Raw genomic sequence first — 18,029 nt, forward strand, 5'->3', positions numbered from 1 at the left:
ACGCGTATCACAGGCAGGCAGATAATAATGAGCAATAACGCACTGATTCCACTAAGTAAACTTCCCACGCTTGGCACCACCATCTTCACACAAATGAGCGCCCTGGCGCAGCAGCATCAGGCGATTAATCTGTCGCAAGGCTTCCCGGATTTCGACGGCCCGCGCTATTTGCAGGAGCGTTTAGCGTTCCACGTGGCGCAGGGGGCGAATCAGTACGCGCCCATGACCGGTGTGCAGGCGCTACGCGAAGCGATTGCCGATAAAACAGCCGAGCTGTACGGGCATAAACCGGATGTGAATACCGATATCACCGTCACCGCCGGGGCGACTGAAGCGTTGTACGCGGCGATTACTGCGCTGGTGCGCCAGGGCGATGAGGTGATCTGCTTTGATCCGAGCTATGACAGTTACGCGCCAGCGGTCGAGCTTTCCGGCGGGGTGCTGAAACGCATTGCGCTGCAACCGCCGCATTTTCGCGTCGACTGGCAGCAGTTTGCGGGGCTGCTGAGCGATCGCACGCGGCTGGTGATTCTGAACACGCCGCACAACCCGTCGGCGACGGTGTGGCAAAAGGCGGATTTCGCTGCGTTGTGGCAGGCAATTGCCGAACGCGAAATCTATGTGCTGAGCGATGAAGTCTACGAGCACATCTGTTTTGCCGAAGAGGGGCATGCCAGTGTGCTGGCGCATCCGCAATTGCGCGAGCGGGCGGTGGCGGTGTCATCATTTGGCAAAACCTACCATATGACCGGCTGGAAAGTGGGCTACTGCGTGGCACCTGCCGCGATTAGCGCGGAGCTGCGCAAAGTGCATCAATATCTGACGTTCTCGGTGAATACCCCGGCGCAGCTGGCGCTGGCGGATATGCTGCGCGCCGCGCCGGAACATTATCGTGATCTACCGGAATTTTACCGCGCGCGGCGCGATGTGCTGGTCAATGCGCTCAGCCACAGCAAGCTGGAGATTTTACCGTGTGAAGGCACCTACTTCCTGCTGGCGGATTACAGCGCCATTTCCGATCTGGATGATGTGAGTTTTTGCCAGTGGCTGACGAAAGAGGTGGGCGTGGCGGCGATCCCGCTGTCGGTGTTCTGCGCCGATCCTTTCCCGCACAAACTGATTCGTCTGTGCTTCGCGAAACAGGAATCGACGCTGCTGGCGGCGGCAGAGCGCCTGTGTAAGCTGTAACAGGTTAACGGCGGTGCTGGCTGCGCCGCCGTGACTGCTTTATTTCTCGCCCATAATCGTGTTCAGTTTTTCCGCGTCCGGCAAACCGACTTCCTGCTGCAACACATTGTCTTCATTCATGTAGTAAATGGCAGGCGTGGCGTTCGCACCGAGATCGTCCATGATTTTCTGGTTGATGTTGAGCTTTTTCATCATTTCCGGCGGTACGCTTTTCGGTAACGTCAGCGCCATTTTGCCGTTCGACTGCTCAAAGTCGTGCCAGCTTTTCGCCGGATCTTTTGCGCTCATAATCGCTGCCGCGGCCGCCGGGCTTTCCGGTTTGATCACGCCAACCAGCAACGTGCGGATCTGCACTTTGCCGGACTCCACCCACGGGCGCGCCTGCTGCCAGAACTGTTTGCAGTACGGGCAATACGGGTCGGCAAAGACGTACACCACGCGCGGTGCCTCTTTTTTGCCATCCAGCAGCCAGTCGGCTTTTTCCATCTGCTGCCACAGCGCACGGCCTGCCGGGGCGTAAATCTCTTTGGCGATCAGCTTTTCGCTTAGGTTGGTGCCCGCGTCATCGTACATGTAGCCGGAAATGGCGTGTTTGCCGTCCGGCGTGACGTAAATGGTGACGCCCATCTCCTGATATTTGCCAAGATAGCCTTTCATGCCGCCCGGTGCGTCGAAGGATTTGATGATGGTGATGCCTTGCTTTTCAATGGCTTTTACCGGCGCGGGCAGTTCTTCGGCGTGCAGAGTCAGCGGGAGCAGGGTCAGCATTAACAGGCGCTTGAGCATAAAAATCCTTATAAAAACAGTGGGAAAGAGCAAGGGTAGAGAAAACCTATCACAACTATCGGTAAGACCGCCGGGTAAGGCATTGTTCTCACGTGTCCGCAGTGTTGTAATCAACAACGCTTGATGACCAACAGGTTATGAGCGCAACGCAAAGCCAGCTTGCTGGCGCTGAAGTTACCCACGGGTATTTCAGGTATCGAGGCCACCCGTCGCGGTGGCCTTTTTACTTTTGGCAATTCAGCCGTTCACAAGGTTGCTCGATGTGGGTTGTTAGCTAACACTTATTGATTTGATAAAGCAAACGCATTAGCCCAATCAATCAAAGTTCGTTAACTTACACCCCAACGAAAACACGGAGGAAGTATAGATGTCCTTAATTAATACCAAGATTAAACCTTTTAAAAACCAGGCGTTCAAAAACGGCGAGTTCATCGAAGTAACCGAGAAAGATACCGAAGGCCGCTGGAGCGTCTTCTTCTTCTACCCGGCTGACTTCACCTTCGTATGCCCGACTGAACTGGGCGACGTGGCTGACCACTACGACGAGCTGCAGAAACTGGGCGTGGACGTTTACTCTGTTTCCACCGACACCCACTTCACCCACAAAGCGTGGCACAGCAGCTCCGAAACCATCGCGAAAATCAAATATGCGATGATTGGCGACCCGACTGGCGCCCTGACCCGTAACTTCGACAACATGCGTGAAGATGAAGGTCTGGCCGATCGTGCCACCTTCGTTGTGGACCCGCAGGGCATTATCCAGGCTATCGAAGTCACCGCTGAAGGCATCGGCCGCGACGCATCTGACCTGCTGCGTAAAATCAAAGCAGCACAGTACGTGGCTTCTCACCCAGGTGAAGTGTGCCCGGCGAAATGGAAAGAGGGTGAAGCGACGCTGGCTCCGTCCCTGGATCTGGTTGGCAAAATCTAAATTTCCTGTCGTCTTTCACGCCATAGCGGCGTTGGCGTCGCCTGCTAGCCCCGGTCACTTACTGGTGTAAGCTCCCGGGGACTCTCAGGCTAGCCGCCTTGCTCTGGCGCGAAATACTGGGGAAATTATCTGGCAAACGGGTACTTTTGAGTGCCCGTTTTATTCAGCACCATGATGCAAGTTGCATTGATGCAGCCTTAAACAATTCGGCTTGCATGATGATGTTTTAAGGGAGAACGTTATGCTCGACACTACTATGAAAACCCAGCTCAAAGCCTATCTTGAGAAACTCACCAAACCTGTTGAGCTGATTGCTACGCTGGACGTCAGCGCGAAATCAGCAGAGATCAGAGAACTGCTGGGCGAAATCGCTGAACTGTCAGACAAGGTCTCCTTTAAAGAAGACAACAGCCTGGCGGTGCGTAAACCGTCATTCCTGATTACCAACCCTGGCTCGAATACCGGCCCGCGTTTTGCGGGTTCGCCGTTGGGCCACGAATTTACTTCACTGGTGCTGGCGCTGCTGTGGACCGGTGGTCATCCGTCAAAAGAGACGCAGGCTTTGCTGGAGCAGATCCGCGATCTCGACGGCGATTTTGAGTTTGAAACCTACTATTCGCTCTCCTGCCATAACTGCCCGGACGTGGTGCAGGCGCTGAACCTGATGGCGGTGCTGAACCCGCGTATCAAGCACACGGCGATTGATGGCGGTACGTTCCAGAACGAAATTACCGATCGCAACGTGATGGGGGTTCCGGCGGTGTTTGTGAATGGTCAGGAGTTCGGCCAGGGGCGTATGACGCTGAGCGAAATCGTTGCCAAAATCGACACCGGCGCGGAAAAACGCGCGGCGGAAGAGCTGAACAAACGTGACGCTTACGATGTGCTGATTGTCGGTTCCGGCCCGGCGGGTGCGGCAGCGGCGGTTTACTCAGCGCGTAAAGGCATTCGTACCGGCCTGATGGGCGAGCGTTTCGGCGGTCAGGTACTGGATACCGTTGATATCGAAAACTACATTTCTGTGCCGAAAACCGAAGGCCAGAAACTGGCGGGCGCGCTGAAAGCGCACGTCTCGGATTACGACGTTGATGTGATTGACAGCCAGAGCGCCAGCAAGCTGGTTCCGGCAGCGGTGGAAGGCGGTCTACATCAGATCCAAACCGCCTCCGGCGCGGTGCTGAAAGCACGCAGCATTATCATTGCCACCGGCGCGAAATGGCGCAACATGAATGTGCCGGGCGAAGATCAGTATCGCACCAAAGGCGTAACTTACTGCCCGCACTGCGACGGCCCGCTGTTTAAAGGCAAGCGCGTGGCGGTGATCGGCGGCGGTAACTCCGGCGTGGAAGCGGCTATCGATCTGGCGGGGATTGTCGAGCATGTGACATTGCTCGAATTCGCCCCGGAAATGAAAGCTGACCAGGTATTGCAGGATAAAGTGCGCAGCCTGAAAAACGTCGACATTATTCTGAACGCGCAGACCACCGAAGTGAAAGGCGACGGCAGCAAAGTGACCGGCCTTGAATACCGCGACCGTGTGAGCGGCGATGTGCACAGCGTGGCGCTGGCGGGGATTTTCGTGCAGATTGGTTTGCTGCCGAATACCACTTGGCTGGAAGGCGCGATTGAGCGCAACCGCATGGGTGAAATTATCATCGACGCGAAATGCGAAACCAGCGTGAAAGGGGTGTTTGCCGCGGGCGACTGCACCACGGTGCCGTACAAACAGATCATTATTGCCACGGGTGAAGGTGCCAAAGCGTCTCTGAGTTCGTTTGACTACCTTATCCGCACCAAAACTGCGTAAGCAAAAATAAGAAAGTAAACAATACCTGCAAATGTAAAGAGGCTACCATTGGTAGCCTCTTTTTTTACGCCTTAGCGCCTTTATCTGACCACCAGCACCGGAATGTGCGCGTGGCGCACAATATTCGCGGCATTCGAGCCGAGCAGGTGGGTGGAGATGGAAGGATTGCGCGAGGCAATCACCACCATATCGGCGCTCAACTCTTCGGCTAGCTCATTGACCACATCGCGCACATTGCCAAAACGGACATGAATATGAATGCGTGACGAATCGATGTGGAAATGTGTGACCATGGTGCTGAGGCGCGTTTGCGCTTCCTGTTGCAGATGCTCTTCGAAACGGCGCAAATCAGCGGCGAAACGGTGCAGGCTCAGGCTGGCGGAGGCGGGTAATACATGCAAAAGGTGGATGACGCCTTCACTCTGAGCGAGAAATTCAGCGTGACGCACGGCTTTGTCGCTTAACTCCATTTCGAAAACATCGACCGGCATAATGATTGTCTGATACATAAACGCTTCTCCCTGTAGGTTATGTCCTTCTGATTGAATCATAAACGGGAAGAATATTTTGCTGCCTGGATGGCAAATCTGAAGAATAAACGGGCGGGAACGGAAAGAGGATGCGGGCGCATCCTCTGCACAATAACGCAGGGCGGGGCTTAGTGCATGAAATCGCCTGCGGCTTCGGGCTGGTACAGCAGTTCGAGCACTTCAAGGTCGGTGGTGGTGCCGCCTGGCAGTTCCCAGTGGATGGTATCGCCAACGCGCAAGCCCAGCAGCGCTGCGCCGACAGGCGCAAGCACCGAAAGCTGGCTGGCGCTGTCGGTCACATTCGCCGGATAAACCAGCGTGCGCACGCGCTCTTCGCCGCTTTTCAGCTCACGGAATTTTACCGTGCTGTTCATGGTTACCACATCGTGTGGCATCGCTTCTGGCGCGCACATCTGGGCGCGATCCAACTCTTCATTTAGCGCATCCGCGACCGGCAGGTTAGCGTGAGCGGGCTGCTCAAGCAGACGGTCGAGGCGCTCGGCGTCTCGCTCATTAATGATAATGGCAGGTCTGGACATCTGGTACTCCATGTCAGGTGATTGATCCAAAGAAAAACCCTCGCCGACTGGCAGCGAGGGTTTGTCTACAAGGGATGATACTGACACGACAGCGTGCTGTGAAGTGATGTTGCGCACATTTGCCGGAATTATGGTTTTTCAGTATCCCGCTTTATCAATGACGAAGCTGTTTCCACAGTTGCCGGGATGCGGCTGCGGCAGTAAAGATGTTGCCGCGAGCGGGGCGTTTATCGCGTCGGCTTTGATGGCTATCTGCATTTCCGTCAGCCACGCCGGGTTGCCGCTACAGGTCAGTTTCACCGCTTTTACGCTTTGATCGCCATACGCTTTCGCGACGGCTGCGTTAAATGCCTCGCGGGTGACGGTTTTCCCGTAATTATCTGCCAGAAACTGGCCGAGTGCGCTCTGTTTGATTTCGGTGTCCAGGCGTACCATCGCGCCGAAATAGTCATCCGGATCGAAGCCAAAACAGACGCCATGTTTGGCATATTCATAGCGCTCAAGGCAGGTGGTGCTGCCTGCGCCCGGCATGACGGCGTTGAGTTTGTTGGCAACTTCCAGCGACAGGCCGGTTTCCGCAGCGGCGCATTTCTGGCTGGCTTTCGCCTCTGGCATATTTGGAATCGGACGCGTGGCACAGCCGAAGCGCATCCAGCGGCGATCGTCGACGCCGCGCGCGGCGATGGATTTTGGCAGACCTGGCCACAGACCATGCACGGTCAGATAATCGGCTTTGTTAGCGGGTTCTTTTTGCGGTCGGCATTCATCCGGCTCATTGCGACCTTGCGCATGCAGGCTCTGGCAAAAACCGGTTTGCCAGGAGAGCGCCAGAACATAGCGGTCAAAGTCACCATACTGTGTGGGCTTGAGCGGTGCGGCATAAGCGGCGGAGAACAGTGTTGCGGCAAGGCTTGCGCAGGTGAAGAGTCCCTTTATAAACATATCAGTTCCTGATGGATGTATCCGGGTAATTGCCATGCGTTATTAAACCATAAAAAAAGCGCCGGGCAGGCGCTTTTTCATTAATGGTGTTTATAAATTAATGTACTGCTACGCCCGGAACCAATACTTCGGTCGCGATGATCACCACAATCAGGCCGACGATCACCGGCACCGATGTCCGTTTCACCACTTCAAAAGGCGAAATGTTCGCCATCCCCGCCACGGCAACCACCACACCGGAAACCGGAGAGATGGTGCGCCCGAGGTTGGACGCCTGCAACATCGGAATCGACAGGTAAGCCGGATTGATACCTGACTCATGCGCCAGTTTCGGGATCATCTCGACAAAGGCATAGAACGGCGCGTTACCGGAGCCGGTGGTCATTGCCGCCAGCATGGTCAGCGTGACCAGCACCAGCATCAAAATGATGCTCGCCGAACCGAACGAGGTGGCAATCGAAATAAGACTCTGAATAAAGCCAATGGTGCTCAAACCCTGGGCGAAAACCCCGGCGGCGACCAGCAACATCACCACGCCAGCAAATGCGTCAGCCATACCGCGATAAGCCACTTCTAGCCCGGAAAAGACATTTTGCGTATTGAAACCACGTAAAAATTCCAGCACTGCCGCCAGCAACATGCAAATCACCAGAATGGTGATGATATGCAGTTCCGGGCCCCATTTGCCGTCGAAAATCAGCACGCCGATAATCGGCGTAAACGGCAGAATGGAGTAGAACGTGGGCGCACTGGTGGTGATGTCTTTCACATCCAGCATTTCGCTGACGATATGCTCTTTTTTATCCAGGTAGCGCTGCCAGAAAAAGTGCGCAATCGCCATGGCAATAATCGCCGCGATAGAGATGGGGAGGGTGGTTTTAAACGCGAAGTCGATAAGCGGCATCTCGGCGGCTTTCGCGGCCAGCACCACATCACCGGAAGTTGGCGAAAGAATGATTGCTGCCGGAGAGGCGCAAATCGCTGCTGCCGCACCGCGGCTAATGCCCACGTTTACCATCACCGGGAACAGGGTCGCCATCAACAGCACGCCAAGGCCGGTTGCGGAAGAGACTGCCAGCGACATCAGGCAAGCGACAAAATAGGCGGCAATCATCAGCAGGTAAGGCGAGTTGATAAAGCGCAGCGGGCGCGAAGCCAGCTTCACCACCATGTCATTAGCACCGATGTGGGTCATATAAGCGGCAAAACCACACAGCATCATGATCATCATGCCGAGGTCGCCACCACGGCTCATCAGCAGGATTTTAATGTATTCGACAATATCGGTAGCGCTATAGCCAGTGCTGGCGGCGCTGCCGGGTAATATTTTGTGGCCCATCAGTGCGCTGACAATTAATAGCGCCAGACCGCCGACAAATAGTACGCCGGTAGCTGAGTAGCCTTTGATGATGTAGCGCGCCACGCCGACAATCACCACCACGCCTATCAGCAGTTCAATGAGTGTTAATAACATGTTGTTGGCCCCGGAGGTTGACCTGAATGAAAAGTAAGTAAAAAAACTGGCAACGCAATGTGCCGAATAATAGCCAGCGGGTAGATGATTAAAATCAACAAAGCGATGTGTTGAGCGAATAATCGCGTCAAATTGTTATCACTCCACTTAATTAATACTGCTTAAGCGATAAACGGTATTAATTGGAAATGATGGGGTTGTTATTTAAAAGATGCTGATAGGTTAATTTATTTAATGGTTTTGGTTGTATTTTATTTCCGGACGTAAATTAGTTAAAAAACACTTTAAAAATAAAAAAGATGCTGCTTATACTCGCCGTTACTTTTCTTTCCCCCATGGCGACGTTATGCACGCAGGCTGGCTATACCGATTACGCTTTATTAAGCGGCATCTGTTGATGCTGCTGATGGCGTTTGGTTGGCTGCTTATTCAAAGCCAGGTAGCGATTGCTTCGCATAACTGTGATTTAAGCGTGCAGGGTGAAAATGTGATGGTTCAGCATATGGACCATCGAATGGCGATGTCTGACAGTGCGCCGCAAATGGACATCATGAAAACGCCGCTATGCGAAAAACATTGTGTCCCGGATTTGGCGCAAAAAGACACCGATCACGCTTCACTGGTGGCGCTGCCCGTTTCGCTGACGCTGGCGGTCGCGGAACCGGCTTGTGCCTCCGTCGCGCATGACGGATGGTCGTTAACCCCTCCTGCGATAGGCCCGCCGGCAACGATTCGTTTTTGCCGGTTCCGTGAATAAAAACCTGTTAATGCATTGAATTTCATTAATTTCATTGTCTAACAGGAGTTTTATTATGCGTTCTTCTCTTCTTTGCATGCTCTCTGGCGTGCTGTTTTTCTCCCTGGCCGCTCACGCGGAAGATATGCCCGTAATGCACGGCATGCACGATATGTCACAGCACCCGGCGATGCATAGCCAAATGCAAACCTACCAAAGCCAGGGCGTCATCAAAAAAATCACCCCCGATGCGATTTCGATCGCCCATAAAGCCATTCCCGCGTTGAACTGGCCGCCAATGACCATGCAGTTTGCACTGGCCAAAGGCAGCACGTTTGCGCCGCTGAAAGTGGGCGATAAGGTCGACTTCACTTTTGTGCAAAGCGAAAACGGCTACCAGCTCGTTTCATTAACGCCGCAACGCTAACCGGGGGCAACAATGAAACGTTACTCGCTGAGCCTGCGGCTCGGCGGGGTGTTGCTTGGACTGATGTGCTCCGCCGCGCAGGCGGAGTCACTGACGCTGATGCAAACCCTTGCCGCCGCTGAGCGCTATTCCGCAGAACTTTCCGCTAACCGCAATGAGGCGCAGGCGCTGGATGCGATGGCAGATTCTGCCCGCCAGTTACCCGACCCTAAGCTGAAATTCGGTATTGAAAACGTCCCGGTTCAGGGCAACAACGATCGCCGTTTAACCCGCGAAGGGATGACGATGCAGCGGATTGGCATCATGCAGCAGTATGTCAGCGCCGAAAAACGCGATCGCAAAGCCGATACCCTGTTAGCCGAAGCGCAAAGTGTCAGCGCCAAATCCGCCGTCGTGCGCGCCAACTTACAGCGCGATACCGCCCAGGCGTGGCTTGATTTAGCGCTTTCACAACAGGCGTTGCAGACCGCACGCGCCCTGCTGGCAGAAACCGAACGCCAGCAAGGCGCGCAGCGCGCCAGCGTGGGTGCTGGCAATGCTGCACCAGACAGCGTGCTGGCTTTTCGGGTCGGTCTGAGCGCAATGCGCGATAAGCTCACGCTTGCCGAACGTGATGTGCAACTGGCACAAACCCGCCTGATGCAGTTGACCGGCCAGGATGTGAGCGCCGTTTCCGGCGAGCTTCCAAGGTATCAACGTCTGCCTGCGGATGAAAAAACGCTGGAGCAGGGCATCGCGCAGCATCCGGACATTATCGCTGCTGCCAGCACGGCAAATAGCGCGAAAGCGCGTTCCGCTGAATCCGCCATCACCGCCATTCCGGATGTCGAGGTGGAAGTGTGGTACGGGCGCCGCGCCGAAGGGTTCGAAGACATGGCCGGGGTGATGTTTACCGTCGATTTGCCGTTGTTCCAGTCGCACCGTCAGGATAAAGATCACGCCGCTGATGTTTCCCGCACTATGCAGGCTAACGACCAGTTGGCGCTGGCTGAGCGCGATCACGCCGCACAGCTGCATTCACTCATTGCTGAATATAACGCTGCGCAAACCCTGTGGATGCGCCAGCGTGACGAGGTGCTGCCGCTGGTTCGCCAGCGTGCCACGTTACTGGCGGCGCAATACCGTTCGGGGCAGTCGGATCTCTCCGCGTTACTGGAGGCCCGGCGTAATGTGCTCGATAGCGAACTGGCCGCGAACCAGGCCGAGAAAGAGATGGCGCAGAAATGGGCCGCAATCCGCTGGCTGATCCCTCAGGAGTTAAGGTAATGAAGAAAACGATTTTAGCCGTCGTGATTGCGGCTTGCCTGGCGGCGAGCGTTGGGTATTTCGCCGGTCGCCAGCACAGTGCGCCTGCGGCTTCCGGCGAGCCGACGCCGCAACGAAAGGTGCTCTACTGGTACGATCCGATGGTGCCGGATCAGCGTTTTGACAAGCTAGGTAAATCACCGTTTATGGATATGCCGTTGGTGCCACGTTATGCCGATGAAACACCTGCCAGCGGCGGTGTTAGCGTCAGTGCGCAGCAGCAGCAAAATCTTGGGATGACCACGGCGAAGGTGGAAAAACGTGCGCTTGCCGACGCGTTTTCTGCCTTCGCCACGGTAACCACCGATGAGCGCAGCATTCAGAGCGTGCCGTCTCCGGCGGCGGGCGTGGTGGAAAAACTGTTTGTCCGCGCGCCACAGCAGTGGGTGAAAAAAGGCGAAGCGCTGGCGCAGTTGTGGATCCCGCAATGGACCACGGCGCAGCAAGAGTATCTGGCGGTGCGCCAGTTGGGCGATGGTGAACTGACGCGGGCTGCCCGCGAGCGGCTGGCGTTGCAGTTTATGCCGGATGCCATTATTCGCGCAGTTGAACGCAGCGGAAAACCGCAAACCCGGCTCACGCTGCGCGCCGATCGTGACGGTTATGTGGTCAAGCTTGATTCCCGCGAAGGTGCGCAAGTTGCCGCTACGCAAGTTCTCTTTGAGCTGGCGAGCCTTGATCCTGTCTGGCTGGTGGTCGATTACCCGCAAAGCCAGGCGCAGGCACTTACTGCGGGTAGCGAAATCATTGCCACATCTGGCAGCTGGCCGGGCGAGCAGTTTCACGGCCGCGTCAGTGAGTTGCTGCCACAGCTTGAAACTACCACCCGGACGCTGAAAGCCCGCATCGTGCTGGATAACCCGCAGCAAAAACTCAAACCCGGCATGTTCCTGACCGTCACGCAACCTGCTTCGGCGCAGCAGCCTGACGTGCTGGCTATCCCGGAAGAGGCGCTGATTGAAACTGGTGCGGCAAGCCGCGTGTTACTGGCGACGGGCGACGGGCATTTCCAGGCCGTTAACATCACTACCGGACGGACAGCACAGGGCTGGACCGAAGTGCTGTCCGGGTTAAAAGAGGGCGATAACGTTGTGACGTCCGGCCAGTTCCTGATCGATTCGGAAGCGAGCCTGCGTAGCGCGCTCCCGCTCCAACAGGCACCGCAGGCGGCGGTGAAGAACGTGCAGACTTACGAATCAACCGGGGTGGTGAAAGCGATTGAGGCGGGCAGCATCTCGTTATCGCACCAGCCGATCCCGGCGCTGAACTGGGGTGCGATGACAATGGATTTCGTGCTTAAACAGCCTGAACCCGATATCAAAGTGGGCGATAAGGTGATGTTCAGCTTCACGCTGGACGATGAACAGGGCGCTGTCATTACTCATCTGATGCCCACGCAGGAGGCAATGAAATGATTGCTGCCGTCATTCGCGCCTCGCTGCGTAACCGCTTGTTAATTCTGCTGGCCGCGCTGGTGCTCACCGGCTGGGGGATTTGGTCAGTGCAGCGCGCACCGCTGGATGCGCTGCCGGATCTCTCTGATGTACAGGTGATTATTCGCGCCAGCTATCCGGGTAAAGCGCCGCAACTTATTGAAGATCAAGTCACTTATCCGCTGACTACCGCCATGCTTTCCGTGCCGGGGGCGAAAACGGTGCGCGGCTATTCGATGTTTGGCGATGCCTATGTCTATGTGCTGTTCGATGATGACACCGACCTCTACTGGGCGCGTTCTCGCGTGCTGGAGAATTTAAGTCAAATCCAGTCATCGTTGCCTGCGGGCGTGAGTGTTGGGTTAGGGCCGGATGCGACCGGTGTGGGCTGGATTTATGAGTACGCGCTGGTGGATCGCAGCGGTAAACATAATCTGGCAGATTTGCGCGCGTTGCAGGACTGGACGCTGAAATTTGAACTCAAAACGGTACCGAACGTTGCGGAAGTAGCAAGCGTTGGCGGTATGGTGCGGCAGTATCAGGTTGCGCCGGATCCCGCGAAAATGCGGGCGTTGAATATTACCCATGAACAGATTGTCAGCGCTGTGCAGGCGGCGAATCAGGAGAGTGGCGGCGCGTTGCTGGAGATGGGCGAAGCCGAATTTATGGTGCGCACTACCGGTTACTTGCGGCAACTGGCAGATTTTCGCCAGATAGTCATTGCCAGCCGGGACGGTGTGCCAGTGATGCTTTCCGATGTGGCGACGGTGCGCCTTGGGCCGGAACTGCGCCGTGGCGTGGCGGAATATAATGGCGAAGGCGAAGTCGCGGGCGGCATTATCGTTATGCGTTATGGCAAAAACGCGCTCGATACCATTCATGCGGTGAAAGCAAAACTGAGTGAGGTGCAAAAAACGCTGCCCGACGGTGTAGCGATCGTGCCGGTTTACGATCGCTCGACGCTGATTGAAAGTGCAGTTGAAACGCTGACGCATAAATTGATCGAGGAATTCATCGTCGTTGCACTGGTTTGCACGCTATTCCTGTTCCATTTCCGCTCAGCGTTAGTGGCAATTGTGTCGCTGCCGCTGGGGATACTTGGCGCGTTTATCGTCATGCATTACCAGGGCATCAACGCCAATATCATGTCGCTTGGCGGGATTGCGATTGCTATTGGCGCGATGGTGGATGCGGCCATTGTGATGATTGAGAACATGCACAAAGTGATGGAGCAGTGGCGGCACGATAACCCTGACCGCCAGCCGACCGGTGCGGATTACTGGCGTTTTTCAGAACAGGCGGCAGTCGAAGTGGGACCTGCTCTGTTTTGCAGCCTGCTGATTATCACCTTGTCGTTTATTCCGGTGTTTTCGCTGGAAGCGCAGGAAGGGCGCATGTTCTCACCGCTGGCGTTCACCAAGAGCTGGGCGATGGCGGTGGCCGCCGGGCTTGGTATCACGCTGGTTCCGGTGCTGATGGGCTTGTTTATTCGCGGAAAAATTCCTGATGAGAAAGCCAACCCGATCAACCGTTTTTTGATCCGCATGTATGAGCCACTGCTGGACAAAGTGCTGGCGTGGCCGAAAGCGACACTGGCAGTGGCGCTGCTGTTGCTGCTGGCAACGTTATGGCCGCTGAGCCGGCTGGGCAGCGAGTTTATGCCGCCGCTTAACGAAGGCGATTTGCTGTATATGCCGTCGACGTTGCCGGGGATTTCTGCGCGGGAAGCTGGACGTTTATTGCAGCAAACCGACCGGCTGATTAAAAGCGTGCCGGAAGTGGCGAGCGTATTTGGTAAGGCCGGCAGAGCGGAGAGTGCAACCGATCCCGCGCCGTTGACCATGCTGGAAACCACTATTCGCTTTAAACCGCGCGACCAGTGGCGAGCGGGGATGACCCCAGAAAAGCTGGTGGAAGAACTGGATAAAACCGTCAGCGTACCGGGCATCGCCAATGTCTGGGTGCCCCCTATCCGTAACCGCCTGGATATGCTGGCAACCGGCATTAAAAGCCCGGTGGGGATTAAGGTGAACGGCAATAATATTGCTGATATTGAACCTGTGGCGCAGCAAATTGAGCAGGTGGTGAAAACCGTGCCGGGCGTAACATCGGCACTGGCGGAGCGCCTGGCGGGCGGGCGCTACGTCGATATCAACATTAACCGGCAGCAAGCCGCGCGTTATGGTGTGTCCGTAAAAGAGTTGCAGTCGCTGGTTTCAACGTTGGTGGGGGGAGAAAATATTGGTGAAGTGCTACAGGGTCGGGAACGGTATCCCATCAATGTGCGTTACCCGCGAGAAATACGTGATAACGTTGATGATTTGCGCAAATTGCCGGTGATCACGGAAAATGGCAGCCAGATTGCGTTAGGTGAACTGGCGGATATCGTGGTGAAAGAGGGGCCGCCGATGCTGAAAAGCGAGAACGCGCGCCTCTCGAACTGGATCTACGTTGACCTGCGCGGTCGCGATTTGAAATCGGCAGTGGACGAGATGCAGCAGCGGGTGGCGCAGCAGGTGAAACTGCCGCAGGGGGTAACGCTTTCGTGGTCCGGACAGTTTGAATATCTGGAACGCGCCACGGCAAAATTGAAAATCGTTTTGCCGGTAACGCTAATGATTATCTTCGTCCTGCTATTTATTACCTTTAAGCGTATATCTGATGCCCTGTTAATAATGGGGACATTGCCATTTTCGTTGATTGGCGGTGTCTGGTTATTGTGGCTGCTGGGATATAATTTGTCCGTTGCGGGAGCCGTAGGCTTTATTGCGCTTGCCGGGGTAGCGGCGGAGTTCGGCGTTATTATGGTGCTCTATCTTAATCATGCACTTCAGAAATATCGCACACGTGAACCGGATGGGGGGAATAAGGTGTTGCTACAGGCTATCCATGAAGGTGCGGTACTCCGCGTGCGGCCAAAGGTAATGACAGTTGCGACGATTATGGCAGGGCTGCTTCCCATTATGTGGGGCGGTGGCAGCGGTTCGGAGGTGATGAGCCGTATCGCTGCTCCTATGATTGGCGGCATGATAACGGCACCCTTGCTGTCGATGTTGGTTATTCCGGCGGTTTATTTCTTACTGCATCGCAACAAACGTTAGTCATTGTTTGCGCTCCTGTGAGGGGGCGCATCTAACGCTATTCTGTGTTAAGTGAGGCAAATACTGCGATTATTCCGTAGGTTTTTTCAGAATTAATCCGATCTCGTTAAGGAACTATTCAGATAGCATGCCCAAGAATAAACGTCGTTGCGTAACATGGAATAAATACGGTGTCTGTAAATAAGAAGTTTTTAGCTATTTTTTGGGCTTTGTTTTGTCCGTTTTCGGTGGTTACCACAGCAGTTGCTGCAGAAAGCTCCTGGTTCTCGAGTTTTACTGACAATGTGAAGCAAACCTGGCAGCAGCCAGAGCATTATGATCTTTATGTTCCTGCTATCACCTGGCATGCGCGTTTCGCCTATGACAAGGAAAAAACGGATCGCTATAACGAACGTCCGTGGGGCGCGGGTTTTGGTCAGTCTCGCTGGGACGAAAAAGGGAACTGGCATGGCCTTTATGTGATGGCGTTTAAAGATTCCTATAACAAATGGGAACCGATTGGCGGCTACGGGTGGGAAAAAACATGGCGCCCGCTGGCAGATGATAATTTCCGTCTGGGATTGGGTTATACGGCCGGGTTTACCGCGCGTGATAACTGGAAGTACATTCCCATTCCGGTATTGTTGCCGCTGGCATCTATCGGCTATGGCCCGGCGACCTTCCAGATGACCTACATTCCGGGCACCTATAACAACGGTAACGTTTACTTTGCCTGGATGCGCTTTCAGTTTTAGCTGCAAATGCTGTGTTAACGCGGTGTGCAAATTTTAATCATTGCCTAAAACGCGGAATAAACTCACTTTTGCAAAAAAGTTAGCGACATTTATCACTTTTTCACGAATAACGACTGGACAAAAGTCGTCACAATTGTTGTACTGATACCCGACACAGCATTTGTGTCGATTTTTCATGTAAAGGTAATTTTGATGTCTAAGATTAAAGGTAACGTTAAGTGGTTTAATGAATCCAAAGGATTCGGTTTCATTACTCCGGAAGATGGCAGCAAAGACGTGTTCGTACACTTCTCTGCAATCCAGAGCAATGGTTTCAAAACCCTGGCTGAAGGCCAGCGCGTTGAGTTTGAAATCACTAACGGTGCCAAAGGCCCATCTGCTGCGAACGTAATGCCTGTTTAATTCAGCTACGTACGTACAGTAAGAATTCCAAAACCCGCCGTAAGGCGGGTTTTTTTATGCTTTCAATTTGCGTTAACCGAGGAAAACAACCAAAACGCCAGCGTCGTCATGGCAAACGAACCCAGCAGGTTTACCGCTACATTCAGCAGCGCCCAGTTAATTCGTCCCTCCTGTAACAAAAACACCACTTCAGCGGAAAAGGTAGAAAAGGTCGTCAGCCCACCACAAAAGCCGGTGGTTAACAGCACTTTCCAGACGGGATCAATGTGCGTCATACGATTGAACCACGCCAAACCCATACCGATAATAAACGCGCCAAGCAGGTTGGCGGTGAGCGTACCAACAGGAATTGCCTGATGTGCCGGATTAAGTTTCATACTTAACATCCAGCGCGCAACGCTGCCGGTTCCACCGCCAATAAATACCGCTAAAAGAAGTTGTAACACCGTGAGATCCTGCTATTTGATTTGTTAGAGTGTTGAGTTTAGCGTCGCGGCTATTTTCTGGCTATCGTGACGAAGCGAGAGGACTAAAGATGATTGTTGCAGCCGGGCAATTTGCGGTCACGCCAGACTGGCGGACCAATGCGCAGACGTGTGTTGCGTTGATGGCACAAGCGGCAGCGCGTCAGGCGTCGCTGCTGGTGCTGCCAGAGGCATTATTGGCAAGAGATGATGCCGACCCCCACCTTTCAGTCAAATCGGCACAGACGCTGGATGGTGGCTTTCTGAGCCTGTTGCGTACGGAGAGTCAGCATAACGCGTTGACGACGGTGTTGACGGTGCATGTTCCGTCAACCGAAGGCAGGGCCGTTAATACGCTGGTGGTATTGCGCGGTGGAGAGGTGATCGCGCAGTATGCCAAGCTGCATTTGTATGACGCATTCAATATGCAGGAATCGCTACGAGTGGACGCCGGGCACGATATTCCTCCGTTGATTGATGTGGAGGGCATGAAGGTCGGGTTGATGACGTGCTACGATTTGCGTTTCCCGGAACTGGCATTGTCGCTGGCGCTGCAGGGTGCTGAACTGCTGGTGTTGCCTGCTGCCTGGGTACGCGGTCCGCTCAAGGAGCAGCACTGGTCGACGCTGCTATCGGCAAGGGCGCTGGACACAACATGTTATATTGTCGCGGCCGGCGAATGCGGCAATAAGAATATCGGGCAGAGCCGGGTTGTTGATCCGCAGGGCGTGACGGTTGCGGCAGCAGCAGAAGCGCCACAGCTGATTTTCGCAGAGGTCACGCCTGAACGCGTGGCGCAGACACGCGAGAAACTGCCGGTGTTACGCAATCGCCGTTTCGCTGTACCGCATTTATTGTGATGTTTTTTTAAACAATGCTTGATTCATCTCGTTACACATTGCTATTGTGTGCGCGCGTCGAATGACCGTTAATGAAGTCCGGTTATAATGGCGTTTTATGCAGCCTGTTTTACGAAAGAAGGTATCTATGGGTGAGATTAGTATTACCAAACTGCTGGTTGTGGCCGCACTGGTTGTTCTGCTGTTTGGAACCAAAAAATTGCGTACGCTCGGCGGTGACCTGGGCGCAGCCATCAAAGGCTTTAAAAAAGCCATGAATGATGATGATGCAGCGAAAAAAGCTGACGAAGTCACAGCAGAAAAACTCTCTCACAAAGAGTAACAGCGGCTTTGACAGGCGAAAAAAAACCGGCGCAGAAGCCGGTTTTTT

General features: G+C 54.5%; 18 protein-coding genes. 12 read left to right on the forward strand and 6 right to left on the reverse strand.

The features are described 5' to 3' along the window. Nucleotides 1-27 precede the first annotated feature (27 nt). A complete protein-coding gene (locus JKP81_RS09550; protein ID WP_200551560.1) occupies nt 28-1,188 on the forward strand; it encodes a pyridoxal phosphate-dependent aminotransferase in 1,161 nt (386 codons plus the stop codon). A 39-nt stretch (nt 1,189-1,227) separates the two neighbouring features. Here the strand turns inward: JKP81_RS09550 and dsbG are convergent, their stop codons facing one another. Further along, nucleotides 1,228-1,974, reverse strand: a complete 747-nt coding sequence (dsbG, locus tag JKP81_RS09555) for a thiol:disulfide interchange protein DsbG (protein WP_200551561.1) — start codon at nt 1,972-1,974, stop codon at nt 1,228-1,230. 367 nt (nt 1,975-2,341) lie between these two features. On the opposite strand from dsbG, the gene ahpC reads away from it, so the two are divergent. Next, a complete protein-coding gene (ahpC, locus tag JKP81_RS09560; protein ID WP_162379580.1) occupies nt 2,342-2,905 on the forward strand; it encodes an alkyl hydroperoxide reductase subunit C in 564 nt (187 codons plus the stop codon). A gap of 241 nt (nt 2,906-3,146) precedes the next feature. Next, nucleotides 3,147-4,712 carry an alkyl hydroperoxide reductase subunit F gene (gene ahpF, locus JKP81_RS09565; RefSeq protein WP_200551562.1) on the forward strand — a complete coding sequence of 522 codons (1,566 nt, stop codon included), beginning with the start codon at nt 3,147-3,149 and terminating at the stop codon, nt 4,710-4,712. 80 nt (nt 4,713-4,792) lie between these two features. Here the strand turns inward: ahpF and uspG are convergent, their stop codons facing one another. The 4 genes from uspG to dcuC all read right to left on the reverse strand — a co-directional run bounded on the left by uspG (nt 4,793) and on the right by dcuC (nt 8,197). After that, entirely contained in the window at nt 4,793-5,221 is a 429-nt protein-coding gene (gene uspG / locus JKP81_RS09570) for a universal stress protein UspG (RefSeq protein WP_200551563.1), read from the reverse strand. Between the two features lie 149 nt (nt 5,222-5,370). Continuing rightward, on the reverse strand, nt 5,371-5,781 hold the full coding sequence (gene rnk / locus JKP81_RS09575) for a nucleoside diphosphate kinase regulator (RefSeq protein ID WP_200551564.1): 411 nt from the start codon (nt 5,779-5,781) through the stop codon (nt 5,371-5,373). A gap of 138 nt (nt 5,782-5,919) precedes the next feature. Further along, nucleotides 5,920-6,723, reverse strand: coding sequence for a ribonuclease I (gene rna, locus JKP81_RS09580; protein ID WP_200551565.1), 804 nt, complete (start codon nt 6,721-6,723; stop codon nt 5,920-5,922). A gap of 97 nt (nt 6,724-6,820) precedes the next feature. Beyond that, nucleotides 6,821-8,197 (reverse strand): anaerobic C4-dicarboxylate transporter DcuC, encoded by a 1,377-nt coding sequence (dcuC, locus tag JKP81_RS09585; RefSeq protein WP_200551566.1) that lies wholly within the window; start codon nt 8,195-8,197, stop codon nt 6,821-6,823. Nucleotides 8,198-8,543: 346 nt separating this feature from the next. On the opposite strand from dcuC, the gene JKP81_RS09590 reads away from it, so the two are divergent. The 7 genes from JKP81_RS09590 to cspE all read left to right on the forward strand — a co-directional run bounded on the left by JKP81_RS09590 (nt 8,544) and on the right by cspE (nt 16,335). Further along, a complete protein-coding gene (locus JKP81_RS09590) occupies nt 8,544-8,954 on the forward strand; it encodes a DUF2946 domain-containing protein (protein WP_200551567.1) in 411 nt (136 codons plus the stop codon). 55 nt (nt 8,955-9,009) lie between these two features. Next, a complete protein-coding gene (locus JKP81_RS09595) occupies nt 9,010-9,360 on the forward strand; it encodes a copper-binding protein (RefSeq protein ID WP_234455577.1) in 351 nt (116 codons plus the stop codon). Nucleotides 9,361-9,372: 12 nt separating this feature from the next. Beyond that, entirely contained in the window at nt 9,373-10,626 is a 1,254-nt protein-coding gene (locus JKP81_RS09600) for a TolC family protein (protein ID WP_200551568.1), read from the forward strand. Beyond that, nucleotides 10,626-12,080, forward strand: coding sequence for an efflux RND transporter periplasmic adaptor subunit (locus JKP81_RS09605; protein ID WP_200551569.1), 1,455 nt, complete (start codon nt 10,626-10,628; stop codon nt 12,078-12,080). The genes JKP81_RS09600 and JKP81_RS09605 overlap by 1 nt, the downstream gene beginning before the upstream one ends. Further along, complete coding sequence (locus JKP81_RS09610) at nt 12,077-15,199, forward strand: efflux RND transporter permease subunit (RefSeq protein ID WP_200551570.1); 3,123 nt, start codon at nt 12,077-12,079, stop codon at nt 15,197-15,199. Before JKP81_RS09605 ends, JKP81_RS09610 begins: the two co-directional genes overlap by 4 nt. A 170-nt stretch (nt 15,200-15,369) precedes the next feature. Further along, nucleotides 15,370-15,933, forward strand: a complete 564-nt coding sequence (gene pagP / locus JKP81_RS09615; protein ID WP_200551571.1) for a lipid IV(A) palmitoyltransferase PagP — start codon at nt 15,370-15,372, stop codon at nt 15,931-15,933. Nucleotides 15,934-16,125: 192 nt separating this feature from the next. Continuing rightward, entirely contained in the window at nt 16,126-16,335 is a 210-nt protein-coding gene (cspE, locus tag JKP81_RS09620) for a transcription antiterminator/RNA stability regulator CspE (protein WP_007373839.1), read from the forward strand. Nucleotides 16,336-16,397: 62 nt separating this feature from the next. Here the strand turns inward: cspE and crcB are convergent, their stop codons facing one another. Then, nucleotides 16,398-16,781, reverse strand: coding sequence for a fluoride efflux transporter CrcB (gene crcB / locus JKP81_RS09625; protein ID WP_200551572.1), 384 nt, complete (start codon nt 16,779-16,781; stop codon nt 16,398-16,400). 89 nt (nt 16,782-16,870) lie between these two features. Between crcB and JKP81_RS09630 the strand changes: the two genes are divergently transcribed. Continuing rightward, complete coding sequence (locus JKP81_RS09630; RefSeq protein WP_200551573.1) at nt 16,871-17,659, forward strand: deaminated glutathione amidase; 789 nt, start codon at nt 16,871-16,873, stop codon at nt 17,657-17,659. A gap of 127 nt (nt 17,660-17,786) precedes the next feature. Continuing rightward, nucleotides 17,787-17,981, forward strand: coding sequence for a twin-arginine translocase subunit TatE (tatE, locus tag JKP81_RS09635; protein ID WP_017455877.1), 195 nt, complete (start codon nt 17,787-17,789; stop codon nt 17,979-17,981). Nucleotides 17,982-18,029 lie beyond the last annotated feature (48 nt).

This window comes from Kosakonia sp. LAM2021 (genome assembly GCF_016620385.1).
Taxonomy (GTDB): domain Bacteria; phylum Pseudomonadota; class Gammaproteobacteria; order Enterobacterales; family Enterobacteriaceae; genus Kosakonia; species Kosakonia sacchari.

What these genes read in the sequence shown, in the direction of transcription:
- JKP81_RS09550 (WP_200551560.1), top strand. Translation starts at nt 28, where the DNA reads ATGAGCAATAACGCACTGATTCCACTAAGTAAACTTCCCACGCTTGGC.
- dsbG (WP_200551561.1), bottom strand. Translation starts at nt 1,974, where the DNA reads ATGCTCAAGCGCCTGTTAATGCTGACCCTGCTCCCGCTGACTCTGCAC.
- ahpC (WP_162379580.1), top strand. Translation starts at nt 2,342, where the DNA reads ATGTCCTTAATTAATACCAAGATTAAACCTTTTAAAAACCAGGCGTTC.
- ahpF (WP_200551562.1), top strand. Translation starts at nt 3,147, where the DNA reads ATGCTCGACACTACTATGAAAACCCAGCTCAAAGCCTATCTTGAGAAA.
- uspG (WP_200551563.1), bottom strand. Translation starts at nt 5,221, where the DNA reads ATGTATCAGACAATCATTATGCCGGTCGATGTTTTCGAAATGGAGTTA.
- rnk (WP_200551564.1), bottom strand. Translation starts at nt 5,781, where the DNA reads ATGTCCAGACCTGCCATTATCATTAATGAGCGAGACGCCGAGCGCCTC.
- rna (WP_200551565.1), bottom strand. Translation starts at nt 6,723, where the DNA reads ATGTTTATAAAGGGACTCTTCACCTGCGCAAGCCTTGCCGCAACACTG.
- dcuC (WP_200551566.1), bottom strand. Translation starts at nt 8,197, where the DNA reads ATGTTATTAACACTCATTGAACTGCTGATAGGCGTGGTGGTGATTGTC.
- JKP81_RS09590 (WP_200551567.1), top strand. Translation starts at nt 8,544, where the DNA reads ATGCACGCAGGCTGGCTATACCGATTACGCTTTATTAAGCGGCATCTG.
- JKP81_RS09595 (WP_234455577.1), top strand. Translation starts at nt 9,010, where the DNA reads ATGCGTTCTTCTCTTCTTTGCATGCTCTCTGGCGTGCTGTTTTTCTCC.
- JKP81_RS09600 (WP_200551568.1), top strand. Translation starts at nt 9,373, where the DNA reads ATGAAACGTTACTCGCTGAGCCTGCGGCTCGGCGGGGTGTTGCTTGGA.
- JKP81_RS09605 (WP_200551569.1), top strand. Translation starts at nt 10,626, where the DNA reads ATGAAGAAAACGATTTTAGCCGTCGTGATTGCGGCTTGCCTGGCGGCG.
- JKP81_RS09610 (WP_200551570.1), top strand. Translation starts at nt 12,077, where the DNA reads ATGATTGCTGCCGTCATTCGCGCCTCGCTGCGTAACCGCTTGTTAATT.
- cspE (WP_007373839.1), top strand. Translation starts at nt 16,126, where the DNA reads ATGTCTAAGATTAAAGGTAACGTTAAGTGGTTTAATGAATCCAAAGGA.
- JKP81_RS09630 (WP_200551573.1), top strand. Translation starts at nt 16,871, where the DNA reads ATGATTGTTGCAGCCGGGCAATTTGCGGTCACGCCAGACTGGCGGACC.
- tatE (WP_017455877.1), top strand. Translation starts at nt 17,787, where the DNA reads ATGGGTGAGATTAGTATTACCAAACTGCTGGTTGTGGCCGCACTGGTT.